19 protein-coding genes and 1 pseudogene are annotated in these 17,550 nt (G+C 74.4%); 14 read left to right on the top strand and 6 right to left on the bottom strand.

Going from position 1 to position 17,550, the window contains the following annotated elements; all coding sequences use genetic code 11:
* Window positions 1-10: 10 nt before the first annotated feature.
* Window positions 11-1,444: a gamma-aminobutyraldehyde dehydrogenase gene (locus BJF77_RS17375; RefSeq protein WP_047805288.1), complete on the bottom strand. Its 1,434-nt coding sequence runs from the start codon at window positions 1,442-1,444 to the stop codon at window positions 11-13.
* A 136-nt stretch (window positions 1,445-1,580) separates the two neighbouring features.
* Window positions 1,581-2,078, bottom strand: coding sequence for a DUF427 domain-containing protein (locus BJF77_RS17370; RefSeq protein ID WP_075872955.1), 498 nt, complete (start codon window positions 2,076-2,078; stop codon window positions 1,581-1,583).
* A gap of 142 nt (window positions 2,079-2,220) precedes the next feature.
* On the opposite strand from BJF77_RS17370, the gene BJF77_RS17365 reads away from it, so the two are divergent.
* The 8 genes from BJF77_RS17365 (at window position 2,221) to BJF77_RS17330 (ending at window position 8,311) form a co-directional block, all read left to right on the top strand.
* Entirely contained in the window at window positions 2,221-3,273 is a 1,053-nt protein-coding gene (locus BJF77_RS17365) for a YeeE/YedE family protein (protein ID WP_075872954.1), read from the top strand.
* Between the two features lie 35 nt (window positions 3,274-3,308).
* Window positions 3,309-3,536: a sulfurtransferase TusA family protein gene (locus tag BJF77_RS17360; protein ID WP_017833997.1), complete on the top strand. Its 228-nt coding sequence runs from the start codon at window positions 3,309-3,311 to the stop codon at window positions 3,534-3,536.
* Window positions 3,537-3,658: 122 nt separating this feature from the next.
* Complete coding sequence (locus BJF77_RS17355) at window positions 3,659-4,600, top strand: hypothetical protein (RefSeq protein ID WP_139318633.1); 942 nt, start codon at window positions 3,659-3,661, stop codon at window positions 4,598-4,600.
* 99 nt (window positions 4,601-4,699) lie between these two features.
* Window positions 4,700-5,314 carry a PadR family transcriptional regulator gene (locus BJF77_RS17350; RefSeq protein ID WP_075872952.1) on the top strand — a complete coding sequence of 205 codons (615 nt, stop codon included), beginning with the start codon at window positions 4,700-4,702 and terminating at the stop codon, window positions 5,312-5,314.
* Window positions 5,315-5,418: 104 nt separating this feature from the next.
* Window positions 5,419-6,354, top strand: a complete 936-nt coding sequence (locus BJF77_RS17345) for a hypothetical protein (RefSeq protein ID WP_255396346.1) — start codon at window positions 5,419-5,421, stop codon at window positions 6,352-6,354.
* An 82-nt stretch (window positions 6,355-6,436) separates the two neighbouring features.
* Entirely contained in the window at window positions 6,437-7,489 is a 1,053-nt protein-coding gene (locus tag BJF77_RS17340; protein ID WP_075872951.1) for an alcohol dehydrogenase catalytic domain-containing protein, read from the top strand.
* Window positions 7,490-7,509: 20 nt separating this feature from the next.
* Entirely contained in the window at window positions 7,510-8,010 is a 501-nt protein-coding gene (locus tag BJF77_RS17335; protein ID WP_139318632.1) for a hypothetical protein, read from the top strand.
* Between the two features lie 112 nt (window positions 8,011-8,122).
* Window positions 8,123-8,311, top strand: a complete 189-nt coding sequence (locus tag BJF77_RS17330; protein WP_047805280.1) for a CsbD family protein — start codon at window positions 8,123-8,125, stop codon at window positions 8,309-8,311.
* Window positions 8,312-8,388: 77 nt separating this feature from the next.
* Here the strand turns inward: BJF77_RS17330 and BJF77_RS22205 are convergent, their stop codons facing one another.
* Both BJF77_RS22205 and BJF77_RS17320 read right to left on the bottom strand, forming a co-directional pair.
* Window positions 8,389-8,610, bottom strand: coding sequence for a hypothetical protein (locus tag BJF77_RS22205; protein WP_075872949.1), 222 nt, complete (start codon window positions 8,608-8,610; stop codon window positions 8,389-8,391).
* Window positions 8,610-9,449 (bottom strand): DUF368 domain-containing protein, encoded by an 840-nt coding sequence (locus BJF77_RS17320; RefSeq protein ID WP_075872948.1) that lies wholly within the window; start codon window positions 9,447-9,449, stop codon window positions 8,610-8,612. The genes BJF77_RS22205 and BJF77_RS17320 overlap by 1 nt, the downstream gene beginning before the upstream one ends.
* Window positions 9,450-9,574: 125 nt before the next feature.
* Here BJF77_RS17320 and BJF77_RS17315 point away from each other — a divergent pair, with 125 nt between their 5' ends.
* Window positions 9,575-11,014 (top strand): sodium/glutamate symporter, encoded by a 1,440-nt coding sequence (locus BJF77_RS17315; protein WP_047805279.1) that lies wholly within the window; start codon window positions 9,575-9,577, stop codon window positions 11,012-11,014.
* Window positions 11,015-11,090: 76 nt separating this feature from the next.
* Window positions 11,091-11,831: a dienelactone hydrolase family protein gene (locus BJF77_RS17310; RefSeq protein ID WP_075872947.1), complete on the top strand. Its 741-nt coding sequence runs from the start codon at window positions 11,091-11,093 to the stop codon at window positions 11,829-11,831.
* An 11-nt stretch (window positions 11,832-11,842) separates the two neighbouring features.
* Here BJF77_RS17310 and BJF77_RS17305 read toward each other — a convergent pair whose 3' ends face one another.
* The gene (locus BJF77_RS17305; RefSeq protein ID WP_075872946.1) at window positions 11,843-12,997 is read right to left on the bottom strand and encodes an FAD-dependent oxidoreductase; all 1,155 of its coding nucleotides are present in this window, start codon (window positions 12,995-12,997) and stop codon (window positions 11,843-11,845) included.
* 267 nt (window positions 12,998-13,264) lie between these two features.
* Here BJF77_RS17305 and BJF77_RS17300 point away from each other — a divergent pair, with 267 nt between their 5' ends.
* The 4 genes and pseudogenes from BJF77_RS17300 to BJF77_RS17285 all read left to right on the top strand — a co-directional run bounded on the left by BJF77_RS17300 (window position 13,265) and on the right by BJF77_RS17285 (window position 16,478).
* Window positions 13,265-14,137 carry an N-acetylglucosamine kinase gene (locus tag BJF77_RS17300; protein ID WP_075872945.1) on the top strand — a complete coding sequence of 291 codons (873 nt, stop codon included), beginning with the start codon at window positions 13,265-13,267 and terminating at the stop codon, window positions 14,135-14,137.
* Window positions 14,138-14,170: 33 nt separating this feature from the next.
* Window positions 14,171-15,091: a DMT family transporter gene (locus tag BJF77_RS17295; RefSeq protein ID WP_075872944.1), complete on the top strand. Its 921-nt coding sequence runs from the start codon at window positions 14,171-14,173 to the stop codon at window positions 15,089-15,091.
* A gap of 45 nt (window positions 15,092-15,136) precedes the next feature.
* Window positions 15,137-15,385, top strand: a complete 249-nt coding sequence (locus tag BJF77_RS17290) for a hypothetical protein (protein WP_255396345.1) — start codon at window positions 15,137-15,139, stop codon at window positions 15,383-15,385.
* A pseudogene (locus tag BJF77_RS17285) lies at window positions 15,382-16,478 on the top strand (NAD(P)/FAD-dependent oxidoreductase). Before BJF77_RS17290 ends, BJF77_RS17285 begins: the two are co-directional and overlap by 4 nt.
* Before the next feature lie 12 nt (window positions 16,479-16,490).
* Here the strand turns inward: BJF77_RS17285 and BJF77_RS17280 are convergent.
* Complete coding sequence (locus BJF77_RS17280; protein WP_075872943.1) at window positions 16,491-17,522, bottom strand: LCP family protein; 1,032 nt, start codon at window positions 17,520-17,522, stop codon at window positions 16,491-16,493.
* Window positions 17,523-17,550: the final 28 nt, after the last annotated feature.

Genomic DNA, 17,550 nt, shown 5'->3' with positions numbered 1-17,550 from the left:
CCCGGCCCGATCAGGCGTCCAGGGCGTGCATGACGTGCTTGACCTGGGTGTACTCCTCCACCGAGTAGAGGGAGAGGTCCTTGCCGTAGCCGGAGTTCTTGAACCCGCCGTGCGGCATCTCGGAGGTCAGCATGACGTGGGTGTTGACCCACACGCAGCCGAACTCGAGGTCGCGGGACACCCGCATGGCCGTGCCGTGGTCGGTGGTCCACACGCTCGAGGCCAGCGCGTAGTCCACGTCGTTGGCGAGCTCGAGCGCCTCCTCCTCGGTGCTGAAGGGCTGCACGGTGAGCACCGGGCCGAACGTCTCCTCCTGCACGAGGGCGTCGTCCTGGTGCACCCCGGTCACCACGGTGGGCTCGAAGAAGTAGCCGGGGGCTCCCTCGACCGGCTTCCCGCCGGCGACCACGGTCGCGTGCCCGGGCAGGTCGGCGAGCTTGCGGCAGACGTCCTCGAAGTGCCGGACGTTGTTGAGCGGGCCGTAGAAGTTCTTGGACTCGTCCGGGTCCCCGGTCACGATGTCCCGGGCGGCCGCGGCCAGCAGCCGCACGAACTCGTCGTGGGCGCTGTCCTGGACCAGGATGCGGGTCACCGCGGTGCAGTCCTGGCCGGCGTTGAAGGTGCCGAACTCGACGAGGGCCTTGGCGGCGGCGGGCAGGTCGGCGTCCGCGAACACGACGGCGGGCGCCTTGCCGCCCAGCTCGAGGTGGCCGCGGGTGAGGTTCTGCGCCGCGGCCAGGGCCACGGCACGGCCGGCGCGCACGGAGCCGGTGATGGAGACCATGGAGGGCGTGCGGTGGGCGGTCATGAGCGCCCCCGTGGAGCCGTCCCCCAGGAGGACGTTCACCACGCCTGCGGGGAAGATGCCGTCGATGAGCCGGGCCAGCACGAGGGTGGACTCGGGAGTGGTGTCCGAGGGCTTGAGGACCACGGTGTTGCCCGCGGCCAGCGCGGGGCCGAGCTTCCAGACGGCCATCAGCAGCGGGTAGTTCCAGGGGGTGACCTGCGCGACGACGCCGACCGGCTCCCGCCGCACGTAGGAGGTGTGCTCGCCCATGTACTCCGCCGCGGCCTTGCCCTCGAGGGTGCGGGCCGCACCGGCGAAGAAGCGCAGGTTGTCGGCGCCGGCGCCGACCTCCTCGTCCGCGATCATCTGGCGGGGCTGGCCGGTGTTGCGGTGCTGGGCGTCGACGAGCTCGGAGCTGTGCGCCTCGAGCGCGTCCGCGAGCCGGAGCAGCATGAGCTGGCGCTCGCTCGGGGTGGTGCGCTTCCAGGTCCGGAAGGCCTTCTTGGCGGCGGCGAAAGCCTGGTCCACGTCCGTGGCGTCGGAGACCGGGGAGACGGCCACCGTCTTCCCGGTGGCCGGGTCGACCACGTCGATCCGGCCGGTGCCGTGGGCGTCGACGAAGGCGCCGTCGACGTAGTTCTGCAGGACGTCGCTCATGGTGGGGTCTCCTCTGTGGGCGGGAACACGGTGCCGCCCACTCTAAATGATCGGCTTTCATTTTAGTAGGCTCCGGAGTGACCGGCAGCACAACTCTAGCGCCGCTCCGGCGGGCAGGAATCCCCCTGGTGCGGCCTCACCAGCCCCGGCTGCCCGGGCCACCCTTGAAGGGGCCGACCACCCGCGAGGTGATCCAGCCCCCGTAGAACCCGCCCTCCTGCGGGACCACCCGTTCCCCGTCGACCAGGCACCGGTCCATCGCCCCGGGCAGCACCGCCACGTGCCCCCGCAGGGGCGCGAAGCCGGGCGCCGGGGCGGGATAGGTCCACGCCGCGCGCGGGGCGCCCCGCCGCCCGCCCTGCACGTCGAACCAGGCCGCCGCGCCCTTCCACTCGCACCACGAGGACCCCTCGCAGGGGCGGAGGCTGCCCTCGGCGAAGGCGGCGCGGGGCAGGTAGTAGGTCGGCGGATGACTGGTCTCCAGCACCCGGAGGGCGGCCGTGGTGGCGGCGATGCACGTCCCGCCCAGCCACACCTCCACCCGCTCCGGGGTGGGCTCGACCCGGGGCGGACGCGGATAGTCCCACACGGACTCCTGGCCGGGACCCGGGATCCGGGGCCGAGGTCTGCTCATGCGCGCTCCGTCCGGACGCCCCGCCCGTCTCGGCCGACCGGCCGGCCACGGGACGTCACAATGTGCTGAGGGGTGCATCACTATGCTACGGCGCGTGACGGCACCCTGGAAGTGCTTGCCGCGGAAATAATATGATCTCCGGGTGCTTATCTCAGGTCTCCTCATCGGCGCCGCCCTCGGGTTCGTCCTCCAGCGCGGCCGTTTCTGCGTCACCGGCGCGTTCCGCGACGTCTGGATCGCGAAGAACACGTGGTGGCTGTCCGCCCTGTTCGTGGCCATCGCGGTCCAGTCGGTCGGCGTGTGGGTGCTCGACGCCCTCGGCGTGATCACCCTCTCCTCCACCGGCTTCGCGTGGCTGGCCACGGTCCTCGGCGGCTTCGTCTTCGGCTTCGGCATCGTCCTCGCCGGCGGCTGCGCCACCGGCACGTACTACCGGGCGGCCGAGGGCCTCGTCGGCTCCTGGTTCGCCCTGCTCTTCTACGCCCTGTTCGCGGCGATCTCCAAGTACGGCCCGCTCGCCGGGACCACGCAGGCGCTGCGCGGGATCACGACCGAGAACGGCACGATCCACGAGACCCTGCACGTCTCCCCGTGGATCCTCGTCGCCCTGCTGGTCGCGGTCGCGGCGCTCTGGGCACGCCACCACCTCACCAAGCCCCGGATGAAGGTCGCCACCCTCCCGCCGGAGCGGACAGGCCTCAACCACCTGCTGTTCGAGAAGGCCTGGAACCCGTTCGCGACCGCCGTGGTGATCGGCCTCATCGCGCTCGTGGCCTGGCCCGCCAGCTGGGCCACCGGCCGGGAGTTCGGCCTCGGCATCACGGGCCCCTCCGCCAACATCGCCAACTACCTCACCACCGGTGACCTCGAGATGGTCGACTGGGGCGTGCTCCTGGTGGTCGGCATCCTCGTCGGGTCGTTCGTCGCGGCCGCGGGATCCGGGGAGTTCAAGCTCCGCGTCCCCGACGCGCAGACCATCGTCCGGTCCATCGCCGGCGGCGCCCTGATGGGCATCGGCGCGGCGTGGGCCGGCGGCTGCACCATCGGCAACGGGCTCGTCGAGACCTCGATGTTCTCGTGGCAGGGCTGGATCGGCCTGGGCGCCATGATCCTCGGCACCGGGGCCGCCGCCAAGATCTTCATCGCCCCCCGCAAGAAGTCCGCCGCCCCGGGCCGCGTCCCGGCCGGCGTCTGAACCCCACCGACACCGACCCCCAGGAGGCACTCCTCATGGCACAGCACATCCTCGAGACCGACGGTCTCGTCTGCCCGTTCCCCGTCGTCGAGGCGAAGGCCGCGATGGCCGAGATGCCCGCCGGCGACGAGCTCGTCATCAACTTCGACTGCACGCAGGGCACCGAGGCCATCCCGCGCTGGGCGGCCGAGAACGGCTACCCGGTCACGCAGTTCTCCAAGCGCGGCGCGGCCGAGTGGTCGATCACCGTGCAGAAGGCCTGACCCCCGGGCACCCCACGGCGGACCCCCGCGGCCGAGCTGATCGGCCGCGGGGGTCCGTCCTTGCAGTGCGTGACCGCCCGGAATGCCCGGGGCCCGAGCAGCGTTCCCCCGGCATGGCGGTGATGCGGACCACGATCCTTCCCCTGGCGCTGGCTGTCCTGCTCCTGGTCGCCGCGTGCACGCCCAGGGCCTCCGGCGGAGCCGGACCACCGACCTCGGGGCCGACCGAGGGGGCGGGCACGGGGTTCACGCTTCCGGCCGAAGGGCTCGCGCTCCAGGTCGTGCACACCGGCGGCTTCCTCACCCCGCAGCTGCTGGCCGCCCGGCTGCCGCTCGTCAGCGTGTACGCCGACGGGCGGGTCATCACGCAGGGCCCGCAGATCGAGATCTTCCCGCCTCCGGCCCTGCCGAACCTGCAGGTGCAGCACGTCGACGCGGAGGCCGTGTCCGTCCTGGTCGACCGTGCGCTCCGGGCGGGGGTCGCCGGCTCCGCGGACCTGGGCCGCCCGCCGGTGGCAGATCTCCCCACGACCCGCTTCACCGTGGTGACGCGGGAGGAGACCCATGTGCGGGAGGTCTACGCACTGGGTGCCGAGGGCCCGCCCGGCCCGCCGGGCGGGGACCAGCCGGGCAGCGCCCCGCCCGGCGGCCCGGGCAGCGGCCTCACCCCGGAGCAGCAGACGGCCCGGGCGGAGCTGCAGGACCTGCTCCGCGCGCTCGTCGACCCGGCGTCGGTGCTGCCCGCCGAGGCCGTCGGAGAGCAGGAGCAGTACCTCCCTGCGGTGGTCGCCGGCATCGTCACGGAATGGACGGACCCGCAGACCGGCCTGGACACCGAGCCCGTGCCGTGGCCCGGTCCGCCGCTGCCCGGAGCACCGTTCGAGCCGCGACTGGGACTGAGCTGCGTGCTCGCCGACGGGGAGCAGGCCCAGGAGGTCCTGGCGGCGGCGCGCTCGGCCAGCACCGCCACCCCCTGGCTCTCCGAGGACGGCCGGCGCTGGTCCGTGGCCCTGCGCCCGTTGCTGCCCCACGAGAAGGACTGCGCGGACCTGGCGCAGCGGTGACTGCGCACCCGGAGCCCGCCCCGTGAGCCCAGGGTCTCTCCGGTCCCGCCCCGCTAGGCTCGGGAGGACGATGCACCGCTTCCCCGGAAGGAGCCACCCGTGAGCCTCCGTTCGGCCCTGCTGGCGCTGCTCTCCTCGGGCCCGCTGACGGGCTACGACGTGGTCAAGCAGTTCAGCACCTCGGTGGGCCACGTCTGGCACGCCCCCGACTCGCAGATCTACCCCGAGCTGCGGAAGATGCATGCGGAGGGGCTGCTCTCGAGCCGCCCGGTCCCGTGGGGGTCCCGCGGGTCCACCAAGACCGAGTACTCGATCACTCCCGAGGGCGAGCGCGCCCTGCGGGAGTGGCAGGACACCCCGCTCAGCTACGTCAGGGCGCGTGATCCCGCCCAGCTGAAGGCCGCCTACTTCGAATGGGCCTCCCCCGGGGCGGCGGCCGCGCAGCTGCGCGCGCACCTCGAGCACTACCGGCAGCAGCGAGCCCAGGCCCTCGAGCAGATCCGGGCGCTGGAGGACCGCACGAACCCCACCCTCGCCCGGCGCCTGGCGGCCAACCCGGAGGACCAGTGGGAGCGGATCACCCGGTTCAAGGTCTTCGCCTACGAGGGGCAGGTGGCCCGCGCCGAGCAGGAGATCGCGTGGGCCGAGCGCGGCCTGCGGCTGCTCGCGGAACTGGGCGAGCCGGACGACCCCGGCACGCCGGAGGCGCCCTGACACCGGCCCGGGACGCGGGTGCGTAGGCTGGCCGCAGCCCCACTCCCGGCCGAAGGACCCGCCATGACCCGCGCGCCGCTGCCCCGTCTTCTCGCCCCCGTCCTGTGCGCCGGGCTGCTCCTGGCGGGCTGCGCCCAGGACACCGGCCCGGGGGCTGCGGCCACGCCCGCCGCGGGCGGGAGCTCGTCGTCGTCCGTCCCTTCCCCGACCCCTCCCCACTCCCACCCCCACCCCCCGAGGAGCCCGCCGAGCTGATCGGCGGGGGCACCGAGGTGTTCCCCGGGCGCCGGATGGTGGCGCTCTACGGCCACCCCGGCACCCCCGGCCTGGGGGCGCTCGGCGAGCAGGGCCCCCGGGAGTCCGTCACCCGCGCGAAGGAGCTGGCCGCGCAGTACGAGCCCTTCAGCGAGGAGCCGGTGGTCCCGGCGTTCGAGATCATCGCGACCACGGCGTCGGCGGAGCCCGGCGAGGACGGGGACCACTCCCGGGAGTCGACGGTGGAGGACCTGCGCCCGTACGTGGACGCCGCGGCGGAGCACGACGTCTACGTGGTGCTCGACCTCCAGCCCGGGCACCAGGACTTCCTGAGCCAGGCGCAGCAGTACGAGGAGCTGCTGCGCCTGCCCAACGTCGGACTGGCCCTGGACCCGGAGTGGCGGCTCGCCCCGGGGCAGGTGCACATGGTCCAGATCGGCTCGGTGGACGCGGCCGAGATCAACGCGACGACGGCGTGGCTGGCGGACCTCACCGCCCGCCACGACCTGCCGCAGAAGGTCGTGCTGCTGCACCAGTTCGCGGACTCGATGATCACGGACCGGCACCTGGTGGACGCCTCGCGCCCGGAGCTCGCGCTCGTGCTGCACGCCGACGGCCACGGCACCCCGGACCTGAAGATGGGGACGTGGGCGCGGCTGCAGCAGGGGCTGCCCCCGGGGATCCGGATGGCCTGGAAGAACTTCTACGACGAGGACACCCCCACCTTCACCCCGGAGCAGACGTTCGCGATCGAGCCGCGGCCCTGGTTCGTCTCATACCAGTGACCCCTCGGCCCCCGGGGAGCTCCTGCCTACGATGAGGAGGGCGGACGGGCAGCCCGCCGGTCCGCCGATCGAGGAGGACCCCATGAAGGCGCTCGTCTACCACGGACCGGGGCACAAGGCGTGGGAGGACGTCCCCGCCCCCACGATCCAGGACCCGACCGACGTGATCGCGAAGGTCGACACGACGACCATCTGCGGCACCGACCTGCACATCCTCAAGGGCGACGTCCCGGCGGTGACCGACGGCCGGATCCTGGGTCACGAGGCGATCGGCACGATCACCGAGGTCGGCGCCGCCGTGACCGGCCTGGCGGTCGGCGACCGGATCATCATCCCCGCCGTCACCAACTGCGGGAAGTGCTCCTACTGCAGGAACAACCAGCCCTCCCACTGCCAGACGCTCGGGGGCGTGGGCTGGGTCTTCGGCCACCTCGTCGACGGCACGCAGGCCGAGTACGTGCGCGTCCCGTTCGCCGAGACCTCCGTGCACCAGGTCCCCGAGGGCCTCGACGACGAGGACGTCCTGTTCCTCACCGACGCCCTGCCCACGGGCTTCGAGATCGGCATCCTCAACGGCAGCACGAAGCCCGGGGACACGGTGGCGATCGTCGGGGCGGGCCCGGTGGGCCTGGGCGCGGTGATGACCGCCAACCTCTGCGGCGCGGGACGGGTAATCACCGTGGACCTGGACGAGAACCGGATGGACAAGGCGCTCGAGCTCGGCGCCACCGACAAGGTCGATGCGGGGGACCCGGACGCCGTCGAACGGATCAGGGCGCTGTCCCCGGACGGGCTAGGCGTGGACGTGGCCATCGAGGCCGTCGGGATCCCGCAGACGTTCCGGACGTGCCTGGACGTCGTGCGGCCCTACGGGACCGTGGCCAACGCCGGGGTGCACGGCAAGCCGGTCGAGCTGCCGCTGGACCGGCTGTGGATCTCCAACGTCCGGATCACCACGGGCCTCGTCGACTGCCGGACCGTGGGCAGCCTGCTCAACATGGTCCGCTCCGGCCGGCTCGACGCGAAGGCGATGGCCACGCACCGCTTCACGATGTCCCAGATGGAGGAGGCCTACGACCTGTTCGGCAACGCCGCGCAGCACCGGGCGGTGAAGGTCGTCATCCGCGCCGACTGAACGGTTGCTAGCGTGTGGCCGTGCGGACCGACAGACTCCAGAGCCCCCGGCAGCGGAAGACCATCGACCGGCTGGCCCGCTGGCTCACGCGCGCCCACGGAGCGGACCCGGGGTGGGACGCCCTGGTGCTGGACGTCCTCAGCGTGGGCCAGGACCTGCGCCTGCAGGTGCGGGAGGTCCGCGGCGGCACCACGTCCCACCACCCCGTGGACGTCGCCGGGCGCGGCGCCCCACGGCGGCTGGTCCGCGCCCTCCAGGACGACTACGCCGACCTCGTGGACGGGACCTGGCTCTCGGCCACCCTGCTCGTCACGGTCTCCGAGCGGCGCTGGGCCCGGCCCGGGGTGGAGCTGGTCCTGAACTACGCCGACGAGCCCCGTCTCCCGGCGCACGCCCCGCACCCGGTCGCGGCCGAGGACTGGCGGCGGCACCTGGCCCGCTACCGGCGGATGGACCGGAAGATCCCAGGCTGGCTGCGGCAGCGCCTGGCCGAGGCCGGCCTCGACGTGCCCGAGCGCTGAGCCGGGCCGTTCGCCGTGCGGGAACATCCGGCCCGCCGCCCCGGATGCTGTTCCTTCAGCATGCTGAGGGGTCTACGCTGGGGGCATCTGTTCACCGACGGAAGGAGATTCCATGGGACTCGGAGACAAGATCAGCAACGCCGCGGAAAAGGCGGGCGGTGCTGCCAAGGAAAAGGTCGGCGACGCCACCGACAACCGCGACCTTCAGGCCGAGGGCCAGGCGGACAAGCTGTCCGGCAGCGCCAAGCAGGCCGGCGAGAACGTCAAGGACGCGGGCAAGAACTTCAAGGACGGCGTCTGAGTAGTACGGTTCAGCCGTCGAACCACCAGGAGGGCCCCGGTGTCGTGCGCGACACCGGGGCCCTCCGCCGTCCGGGCTCAGCCGCGCGGGTCGTCCCGCCCGGACTCCACCCCGGCGAGCTCCTCCTGGGCCCCGTGCCCGGTGCGCGCCCGGGTGCGGGCGTCCACGGCCAGGAGGACGAGGACGACGACGCACCCGGCCGCGGCGGCGAGCAGCTGCAGCCACCAGTCCCCCTCGGGAGCGAGCAGGGTGCGGTCCTCGAGCTGCCACGGCCACAGGGTGCGCAGAGCACCGAGCATCAGCCGGTCAGCGCCAGCATGGTCACCCGGTGGTGGTGGTCCAGCAGCCACTGCAGGCCCTTCACGATCACCACCATGCCGAGGGCTGCGCCCAGCAGGAACAGGGACAGGTAGCCGAGGTCGAGCTCGTCCACGGCACGCAGGGTCGGCTGGTAGAGCCCGATGGTCAGCAGCAGGAAGGACCCGGAGAGGCCGGGCAGCAGCAGCGCGGACACGGCGACCATGGCCGCCAGGACCACGAGCACGGGCGTGGGGGTCACCGTGGTGGGCGGCACGGAGACCAGCACGAACGCCAGGACGGTCGCGGCGGCCACGACCGCCGCGTCCCGGGCGCGCAGGGCCCCGCCGGCCAGGCGCAGGGGCACGCCGACGGAGGCCAGGACCATGCCGAAGAACAGCGCGCGCATGGTGACCGGGTACTCCTCCACGAGGTGGCTCATCGGCCCGGCCACGGTCAGCAGGGCCGCGACCATGCCGATCGCCACGGGCAGCACGATCCGCCACTCGACCCGGGCCAGGTGGTGCCTCGCTCCGGCGGCGCGCTCGGGGCCCAGCAGGAGACGCTTTCCCGCGGAGACCACGTGGCCGGCCGAGTTGATGAGCTCGTCGTAGATGCCCACCACCAGGGCCACGGTGCCTCCGCTGACGCCGGGGACGGTCTCGACCACCCCGATCAGTGCGCCGCGCACCACGTTGCCCGGGAGGCTGCGGCGGACGGACCCTCCGGTGTCCGGCGCCCCGCCGGGGGCGGCACCGGGGGAACGGTCGGCACCGGCCTGCGCGGTGGACGGGACGCCGGAGGGCGTCGAGGGCTGGTCCGGGACGGGGGAAGCGGGCACGGGGGCTCCTGGGCGAGGGGACGGCATGGGCTCCTGCCAGGCTACCGGGGCCGGCCGGGCGTGCCGCGGCGGGGCCGCCCGTAGACTGGCCCGACCCTTCGTGCCCTCGACCCAGGAGCCCTCCCATGAGTCCCGACCACGTCGGTTTCGCCCTCGTCCTGCTCGCAGCGCTGTTCCTGGTGGGGAAGTGGCTGCGGGTCAAGGTCCGGTGGATCCAGAAGGTCTTCCTGCCCAGCTCCATCATCGTGGGCTTCCTCGCCCTCCTGGCGGGCCCCCAGGTGCTCGGCCGGGTCGGGGAGGCGGCGGGCGTCGGCTGGCTCGCGGACGGCGGGCTGTTCACCCCGCAGATCCTCGAGGTCTGGTCCGCGCTGCCCGGTCTGCTGATCAGCGTGGTCTTCGCGACCCTCTTCCTCGGCGCCACGATCCCCGGACCCCGGCGCGTGGCCAAGCTCGCGGGCCCGCAGCTGTCCGTGGGCCTGGCCTTCGGCTCCGGGCAGTACGTGGTGGGGCTGCTGCTGGTGGTGCTGGTGCTCACCCCGCTGTTCGGCATCTCCCCCATGGCCGGGGCGCTCATCGAGATCGGTTTCGAGGGCGGCCACGGCACGGCCGCCGGCATGCGCGGCGTCATGGAGGAGGTGGGCTTCGCCGACGGCGCGGACCTGGCCCTCGGCATGGCCACGATCGGCCTCGTGGGCGGGATCGTGATCGGCATCGCGGTGATCAACTGGGGCGTGCGGACCGGGCGCACCCGGGTGCTCCAGGGCGATGTCGAGCAGTCCGTGGAGGAGCAGAAGGGTCTCTACCGCCGCGACGAGAACATCCCCGCGGCCATGATGACCTCCCGTCCGGCGTCCATCGAGCCGCTGACGCTGCACGTGGCCGTCGTGGGCGTCGCGATCCTCATCGGCTACCTCATGCTCACCGCCCTGCAGTGGATCGAGCAGGCCCTGTGGGCGGACACCGTGGAGCTGCTCGCCTTCGTGCCGCTCTTCCCCCTGGCCATGCTGGGCGGGGTGGTGGTGCAGCTGGTCATGGACCGGCGCGGCATCGGCCACCTGCTGGACCACCAGATGATGCTGCGCATCCAGGGGCTCGCCCTCGACTTCCTGATCCTCGCCGCGATCGCCACCCTGTCCCTCACCGCGATCGCCGCGAACTGGGAGGCCTTCCTGGTCCTCTCCCTCGCCGGCGTGGTGTTCTGCACCGGCTTCCTGCTCTACTTCGTGCCCAAGGTCATTCCCGACTACTGGCTCGAGCGCGGCATCGGGGACTTCGGGCAGTCCATGGGGGTGACGGCCACCGGCCTGATCCTCATGCGCATCGCCGACCCGCACGACGAGAGCCCGGCCATGGAGGCCTTCGGCTACAAGCAGCTGTTCTTCGAGCCGTTCTTCGGCGGCGGCCTGGTCACGGCCGCCTCGGTGCCGCTGATCTACCAGTTCGGCCCGTGGCCGCTGCTCGTGGTCATGTCGGTGGTGTTCGTGGCCGCCCTCGGCGGCGGCATCGTCCACCGCCGCCGGCTCGTGGCGCGCGGGGACGCCCGCCCCCTGTCCGTCCGGGCGTAACCCGGTCCCCGTCCGTGGCAGGGTCCCCGGCGGGGTGGCAGACTCGGTCTCCACCGCCCGTCGAGGGGATCCGGCCATGACCACCGCGCTGCTCGCCACCGACCACGGACCGATGCCCGCCCACGTGGCGGTGCCCGCCGCTGAGCCGCCCTGGCCCGGTGTGGTCGTGGTGCACGACTTCACCGGGATGAGCCGGGACCTGCGCCACCAGGCGGACTGGCTGGCGGAGGAGGGCTTCCTCGCCGTGGCCCCCGACCTCTTCCACCGGGGCGGCCGGCTGCGCTGCCTGCGCACGGTGCTGAAGGACCTCGGCGCCCGCCGCGGGCGCACGTTCGACGACGTGGAGGCGGCCCGCCGGTGGCTCGCCGCCCGCCCCGACTGCACCGGGCGGATCGGCGTCATCGGCTTCTGCATGGGCGGCGGCTACGCCCTCGCACTGGCCGCGGAGCACGGCTTCGCGGCCTCCAGCACGAACTACGGCGGCTGTCCCGAGGGAGCGGAGCAGTGGCTGCCGCGGGCCTGCCCGATCGTGGGCAGCTACGGCGGCGCGGACGGCTCGCCCCTGGGCGCGGACGCCGGGCGCCGCCTGGAGGGCATCCTCACCGAGACCGGGGTGGAGCACGACATCAGGATCTACCCCGGGGTGGGCCACGGCTTCATGAACGACCACGACCCCGCCGACCTCACCCTCCTGCTGAGGGTGCTGGGCCGGTTCAGCCGCACCGCCTACGACGCCCCCGCCACCCAGGACGCCCGGCGGCGGATCACCGCCTTCTTCGACCGGCACCTGCGGGAGGACGCCCCGGCGCCGGGGTGACCCGGCGCCGCTCAGCCGCGGCGCCGTTCAGCCCCGCGCCGGCGGGCGGCCGCGCCCGGGCGGAAGCGGGCCGGGACCCCGCCGGCCCCGGTGGCGAGATCGGCGGCCATCGCCCCGAGCAGCGGCGCGAACTTCCCCCCGTGCCCCGAGCAGGGCGAGACCACGGTGATCCCGCCGGCGGAGTCCAGCACGAACTCCTCGTCCGGGGTGCTGGTGAACAGGCACGTGGCCTCGGCGTAGGGCTCGGGGACCAGTCCCGGCAGGCGGGCCCGCACGTGGGCCACCACCCGGGCGCGGTGGACGGGGTCGACCACGCCGTCCTGCACGGCCGCCGAGCGCAGGAGCCGCCCGCCGTGGTACTCGGCGACCTTCTGGCCGCGGCAGCCGGCGTCCCGCCCGCCGGGCAGGGAGTAGACCGGCTTCCCCCCGTCCTCGTGGATCGTGGTGGGCCAGGGCTGCCCCGGGTCCCGGTACGGGAAGTGGAAGGCGTTCTCCTGCCGCACGCTCAGCCGCGGCAGGCCTGCCAGGAACGCCGGCGGCAGGGGCAGCTCCCCCAGCAGGTCGGGCAGGTGGCCGCCCGCGGCGACCACCACGTGCCCGGCGTCGAGCGTCTCCCCGCGGGGGCCGGAGACCGTGAACCCGGCGCCGGTCCGGACGATCCCCCGGACCGGCCAGGCGGTGCGCAGCTGCGCCCCGGCCGCCGCCGCGAGCTCCACCATGGCCTCGACGGTCGCCTGGGCGTCCAGCACCCCGGCCCCCGGCTGGTACAGGACCGGGGTCTCGACGGTCAGCTGCGGCCACCGGGAGCGGGCCCGGGCCGGGCCGAGCAGCTCGTGCGCCACGCCGGCCGCCTCGAGGACACGGGCCAGGCGCTCGGGCTCCCGCCCCCGGCCGTGGTCCACGCCGCCGACCCGGTCGATCAGCCGGCGCCCCGACCCGCGCTCCAGCTGGGCCCACCAGGGCTCGGAGCGGACGACGAGCTCCGCGTAGAAGGGGTCCGCGTAGGCGTAGCGGAAGATCCGGGCGGACCCGTGCGAGGAGCCCCGCGGGCCGGCCGGGACGTCACGCTCCACGAGCACGACCTCCTCGCCGCGCTCGGCCAGCTGCCAGGCGGTGGCGGCGCCCATCAAGCCGGCGCCGACCACCACGTACCGGGCCGAGGTCATGGGCTGGTCCTTTCACCGTGCCGGACGAGGAGACGTGGCGGGCCGGCGTGCCGCGGTGCGGGCATCCCGGCCCGGACGCCCGCCAGGGACGTCGCGCCGGGAGCGCGGGACGACCGTGACAGTCTGACCGCCGGCCGCCTGCGCGGGCAACCGCGCCGGTGCGCTCCCGCCAGGGGTGCGGCCGGCGACGACGCACCGGGCCGACGCACCGCACCGAGCACCGCCGCGGACGCCCCGCCCGGGGAGCGGGACCGGCAGGATGGGTCCATGAGCATCCTCATCGGCCTGGACATCGGCGGCACCAAGACCCACGGCCTGCGCGCCGAGGGCGGCACGGTGGCGCAGGAGGCGTTCGGCGGCAGCGCGAACGTGCAGAACGTCAGCCGTGACGCGGCGGCCTCCGTGCTGGCGCAGGTCCTCGCCGAGCTGGGGGCCGCGGACGCGGACGTCGTGGTGGCGGGCGCCGGCGGGGTGGACACCGCGGCCGACGCGGAGGCGCTGCGCGGGCTGATCGCCCCGCACGCGGGCCGGGCCCGCGTCGTCGTGGTGCACGACACCCGGCTCGTGCTGGCCGCCGGAGGCTGCCGCACGGGGATCGCGGTCATCGCCGGCACGGGCTCCGCCGCGTGGGGGACCGCGCCCGGCGGGCGGGAAGCCCGCGCCGGGGGCTGGGGCCACCTGCTCGGCGACGAGGGCAGCGGCTACTGGATGGGCCGGGAGCTGGTGCGCCGCGCGCTCGCCCGGCACGACGACGGGCAGGCCCCCGACGCCCTGGACCGGGCGGTCCTCGACCGCTGCGGCCTCGCACAGCCCGGCGGACTCATCGAACGCTTCCACACGCTCCCCGAGCGCGGGCTCTGGGCGGGCCTCTCCCGGGTGGCGTTCGAGGCGGCCGCGCAGGACGAGGACGCGATGCGGCTGGTGGACCGCACCGCGGACGCCCTGGCGGAGCTCGCCGCGACCGTGTCCCGGCGCCTGGCGCTGTCCGGGCCGGTGGTGGTCGGCGGCGGCCTCGCGGTGCACCAGCCGCTGCTGCGGGAGCGACTCCGGGAGGCCGCCGCACGGCGGGGGCTCGGTGAGGTGCGGGTGCTCGACCGCGCCCCCGTGCACGGCACGCTGCGCCTGGCGGACCAGCCGTGAGCGGGGACGGCGGCGGGGCCCTACCCTGAACGGGTGACCACCCTCTCCCCTGCCCGCCGCCCCGGCCTGCGCCCGACCGCCTACGTGCTGGCGGCCGTCGTCTCCGTCCAGTTCGGCGGTGCCCTCGCCGCGGTCCTCGTCCCGCTGATCGGCGCCTCCGCCACGGTGACGATGCGCCTGCTCCTCAGCGCCGTGATCATGCTGCTCGTCATCCGGCCGCGGCTGCGCGGACGCAGCCGCGAGGCCTGGCGCGCCGGACTGCTGTTCGGGGCCGCGCTGGCCGGGATGAACTTCGCGTTCTACCAGTCCCTGGCCACGCTGCCGCTGGGCGTGGCGGTGACCGTGGAGTTCCTGGGCCCGCTCGCGCTCTCGGCGGTGCTCTCCCGCCGCGGCCGGGACGTGCTCGCCGTGCTCGCGGCGCTGGCCGGGGTCGTGCTGATCTCCCAGGCGCTCACGGTGCCGTGGGCGGAGCTCAACCTCGTGGGCATCGCCTGGGCGGCGCTGGCAGGGGTGGGCTGGGCGGCCTACATCCTGGGCAGCCGCTCCGCGGGCCGGCACTTCGACCAGCTGGACGGCCTCGCCGTGGCGCTGGTCGTGGCCGCGGTCCTGGTCACCCCCGTGGGCGTCGCCACCGCCCACGCCCCGGCCCTGACGTGGGGCGTGCTCGCCGGCGGGGTGGGGATCGCCCTGATGTCCTCGGTGGTGCCCTACTCGCTCGAGCTCCTGGCCCTGCGGTCCATCCCGCCGAAGGTCTTCGGGATCCTCCTCAGCCTGGAGCCCGCCGTCGCGGCGCTGGCGGGACTGCTGGTGCTCGGCCAGGGGCTCACCGCCCTGCAGCTGCTGGGCATGGGCCTGGTCGTGGCGGCCAGCGCCGTGGTCATGGTGGGCAGCGGGACACCCGAGGCCCCCGCGGTGACCGGGCCCGTCGAGCTGGCCCGGCCGCGCGCCGAATGATCAGCCCCCTGTGCAAACAGGGGGTTCCCGTGATGGGATGGGGCCATGGAAGCCAATGAGATCATGGACCGCATCCGTTCCGCCCGCGACCACGCCCTGGAGCAGGAGCGCGAGGAACGCCAGAACATCGCCGACGCGGACACCGCGGACAAGCAGGGCGCCGCGAGCGTGCGCCTGGCCACCCGGCAGGCGGTGCGCGAGCCTTCGACGACATCCTCGGGGAGAGCACCGATCCCGCGCAGGACGGCTGAGCCCACGCGACGGCACCTGAGAACCTCCGGAGGACCACGATGAGCCGGGTGGCCGTGGTGGGCGCGGGCATCGTCGGCCTCGCCACCGCCCACGCCCTGCGCGCCCGGGGCGCCGACGTCACCCTGTACGAGTCCGGCCCGCCCGGCGGCGGCCAGTCCGCCGGGCAGTCCGGATCTTCCGGCACGCCCACGACGACCCCCGGCTGGTGGCGCTGGTCGCCCGCAGCCGGGCTCTGTGGCGGGCCTGGGAGCAGGAGTTCGGCGTGGAGCTGATCTCCCCGGACGGGGCCGTGGCCATCGGGGACGGCGTGGCCGAGAAGCTGCGCACCCTGGAGGCCTTCCCGGACATCCCCGTCCGGCGGCTCGAGCCCGCGGAGCTGCGCGAGCGGCTGCCGCTGCTGGCCGCCTGGGACGGGCCGGCCATGCTCGACGCCGAGGGCGGGGCGATCCGCACCCTGGCCGCCGTGGGCGCCCTCACGGACCGGCTGCGGGAGTCGATGCTGCACGAGCACGTGCTCTCGGTGCGGCGCACCGGCCCCGGCCGGGTGGAGGTGCGCACCGGCACCACCTGCGAGGACCACGACCACGTGGTCCTGTGCGCCGGGCGGGGCACCGCCCCGCTGGCGCACGGGGCCGGTCTCCGGCTGCCGGTCGCCCTGGGCGCCCACGTCCGGCTGACCTTCGCCGTGCCGGACCCGCCGGGGGCGGCCGGGCTGCCCACGTTCCAGGACAGCAGCGGCGCGTTCGGGGAGACGGGGGTCTACGCCGCGCCGTACCCGGACGGCCGGCACTACTCCGTGGGCCTCAGCGCCGACACGGACGCCCGCGCGGACGGCAGCCTGGCCGACCCCGGGCAGCTCGCCGCGTTCGCCGAACGCACGGTCGGCTATGTGCAGCGGGCCCTGCCCGGGCTCGACCCGTCCCCGGTGGACCACGTGCACTGCTGGGTCACCCGCCTGCCCTGGGGCGACGACGGCGTGGGCGTGTGGTCCGAGGACGGGCTCACCGCCCTGGCCGGGCACAACCTGTTCAAGCAGGCCCCCGCGCTGGGCGAGGCGCTGGCCGAGACCGCCCTGAGCGGCACGGCCCCCGGGGACCTGCACCACGCGCAGCGGTTGGGCCGTTCCACCGGCTGAGGCCCGCCGGCCTCACGAGACCGTGCCGGACGCCCCGATCGGCGGGGCCGGATCAGCAGGACCCGGAGCCGGCTCGTCGCGGGCCAGGGCGGCGAAGAGCTCCTCCGCCGCCGCCGAGGGCACCACACGGTTGGGATCGTAGAGGTCCGGTTCCCACGGCATCGTCGCGATGCTGATGTTCTCCCGCGGAACGCGCGCCAGGCCGGCCCCGAGCCGGACGAGGGTCCGGCGATCGGCGAGGTCGGTGTCGGCGCACACCGAGGACGTCACGGCGTCCGCCAAGGAGTACGCCCGGCCGGGATGCGTGACCAGCCTCCGTTCCCGGACCCGGTCCACGATCGTGTACATCACCGTCTGCTGGTTGCCCATCCGCCCGATGTCGCTGCCCTCCGGGAAGCTGTCCCGCGTCCGCGCCCACGCCAGGGCCTGCTGCCCGTCGAGCACCTGCTCACCGGCCGGCAGGTCCAGCTCCGCCTTCGGGTCGAACATGGCCTCGGGCAGGTCCACGGGCAGACCGTCCAGCGCGTCGACGACGCGGGCGAAGCCCTCGAAGCGCAGCTCGAGGAAGTGGTCGAGCCGCACCCCGCTCAGTGCCTCCACCGCCGACACGAGGCAGCCAGGGCCGGCGCCCAGCGCACCGTTGACCATGCCGTAGTAGCCGGAGAACGCGTAGCCGAGGTCCTCGGTGCACGCGGGCAGGTCCAGCACGGTGTCGCGCGGGATCTGCACGGCGTCGATCCGGGAGCGGTCCTCGCTCAGGTGGACCAGGACCATGGAGTCAGCACGGTCCCCCATCCCCGGGTCGTCGTCCCGGGCGTCCGAGCCGACGACGAGGAGGTTGACCCCGCCCCCGCCGACCGCGGCGACGTCCTCCCGCACCAGGTCCACCGTGTCGATGTTCCCGGCCAGCCGGGCGAAGCGCACGGCCGTGGCCGAGACCGTGGCCGCCACCAGCAGGACGAGCGCGACGGCGAGCGCCACGACCAGCCGCCACCGGTGCATCGGCGCCGGGGCGGACGGCTGGGAACGAGGAAAGGTCGGCATGCGGCTCCTGCGTCGGCTCGGGCATGGC

The sequence above is a fragment of the Kocuria sp. CNJ-770 genome (assembly GCF_001942375.1).
In the GTDB taxonomy this organism is placed as follows: domain Bacteria; phylum Actinomycetota; class Actinomycetes; order Actinomycetales; family Micrococcaceae; genus Kocuria; species Kocuria oceani.
The sequence above is the reverse complement of the archived record's forward strand: the minus strand, read 5'-3'. Positions and strand labels throughout refer to the sequence as shown.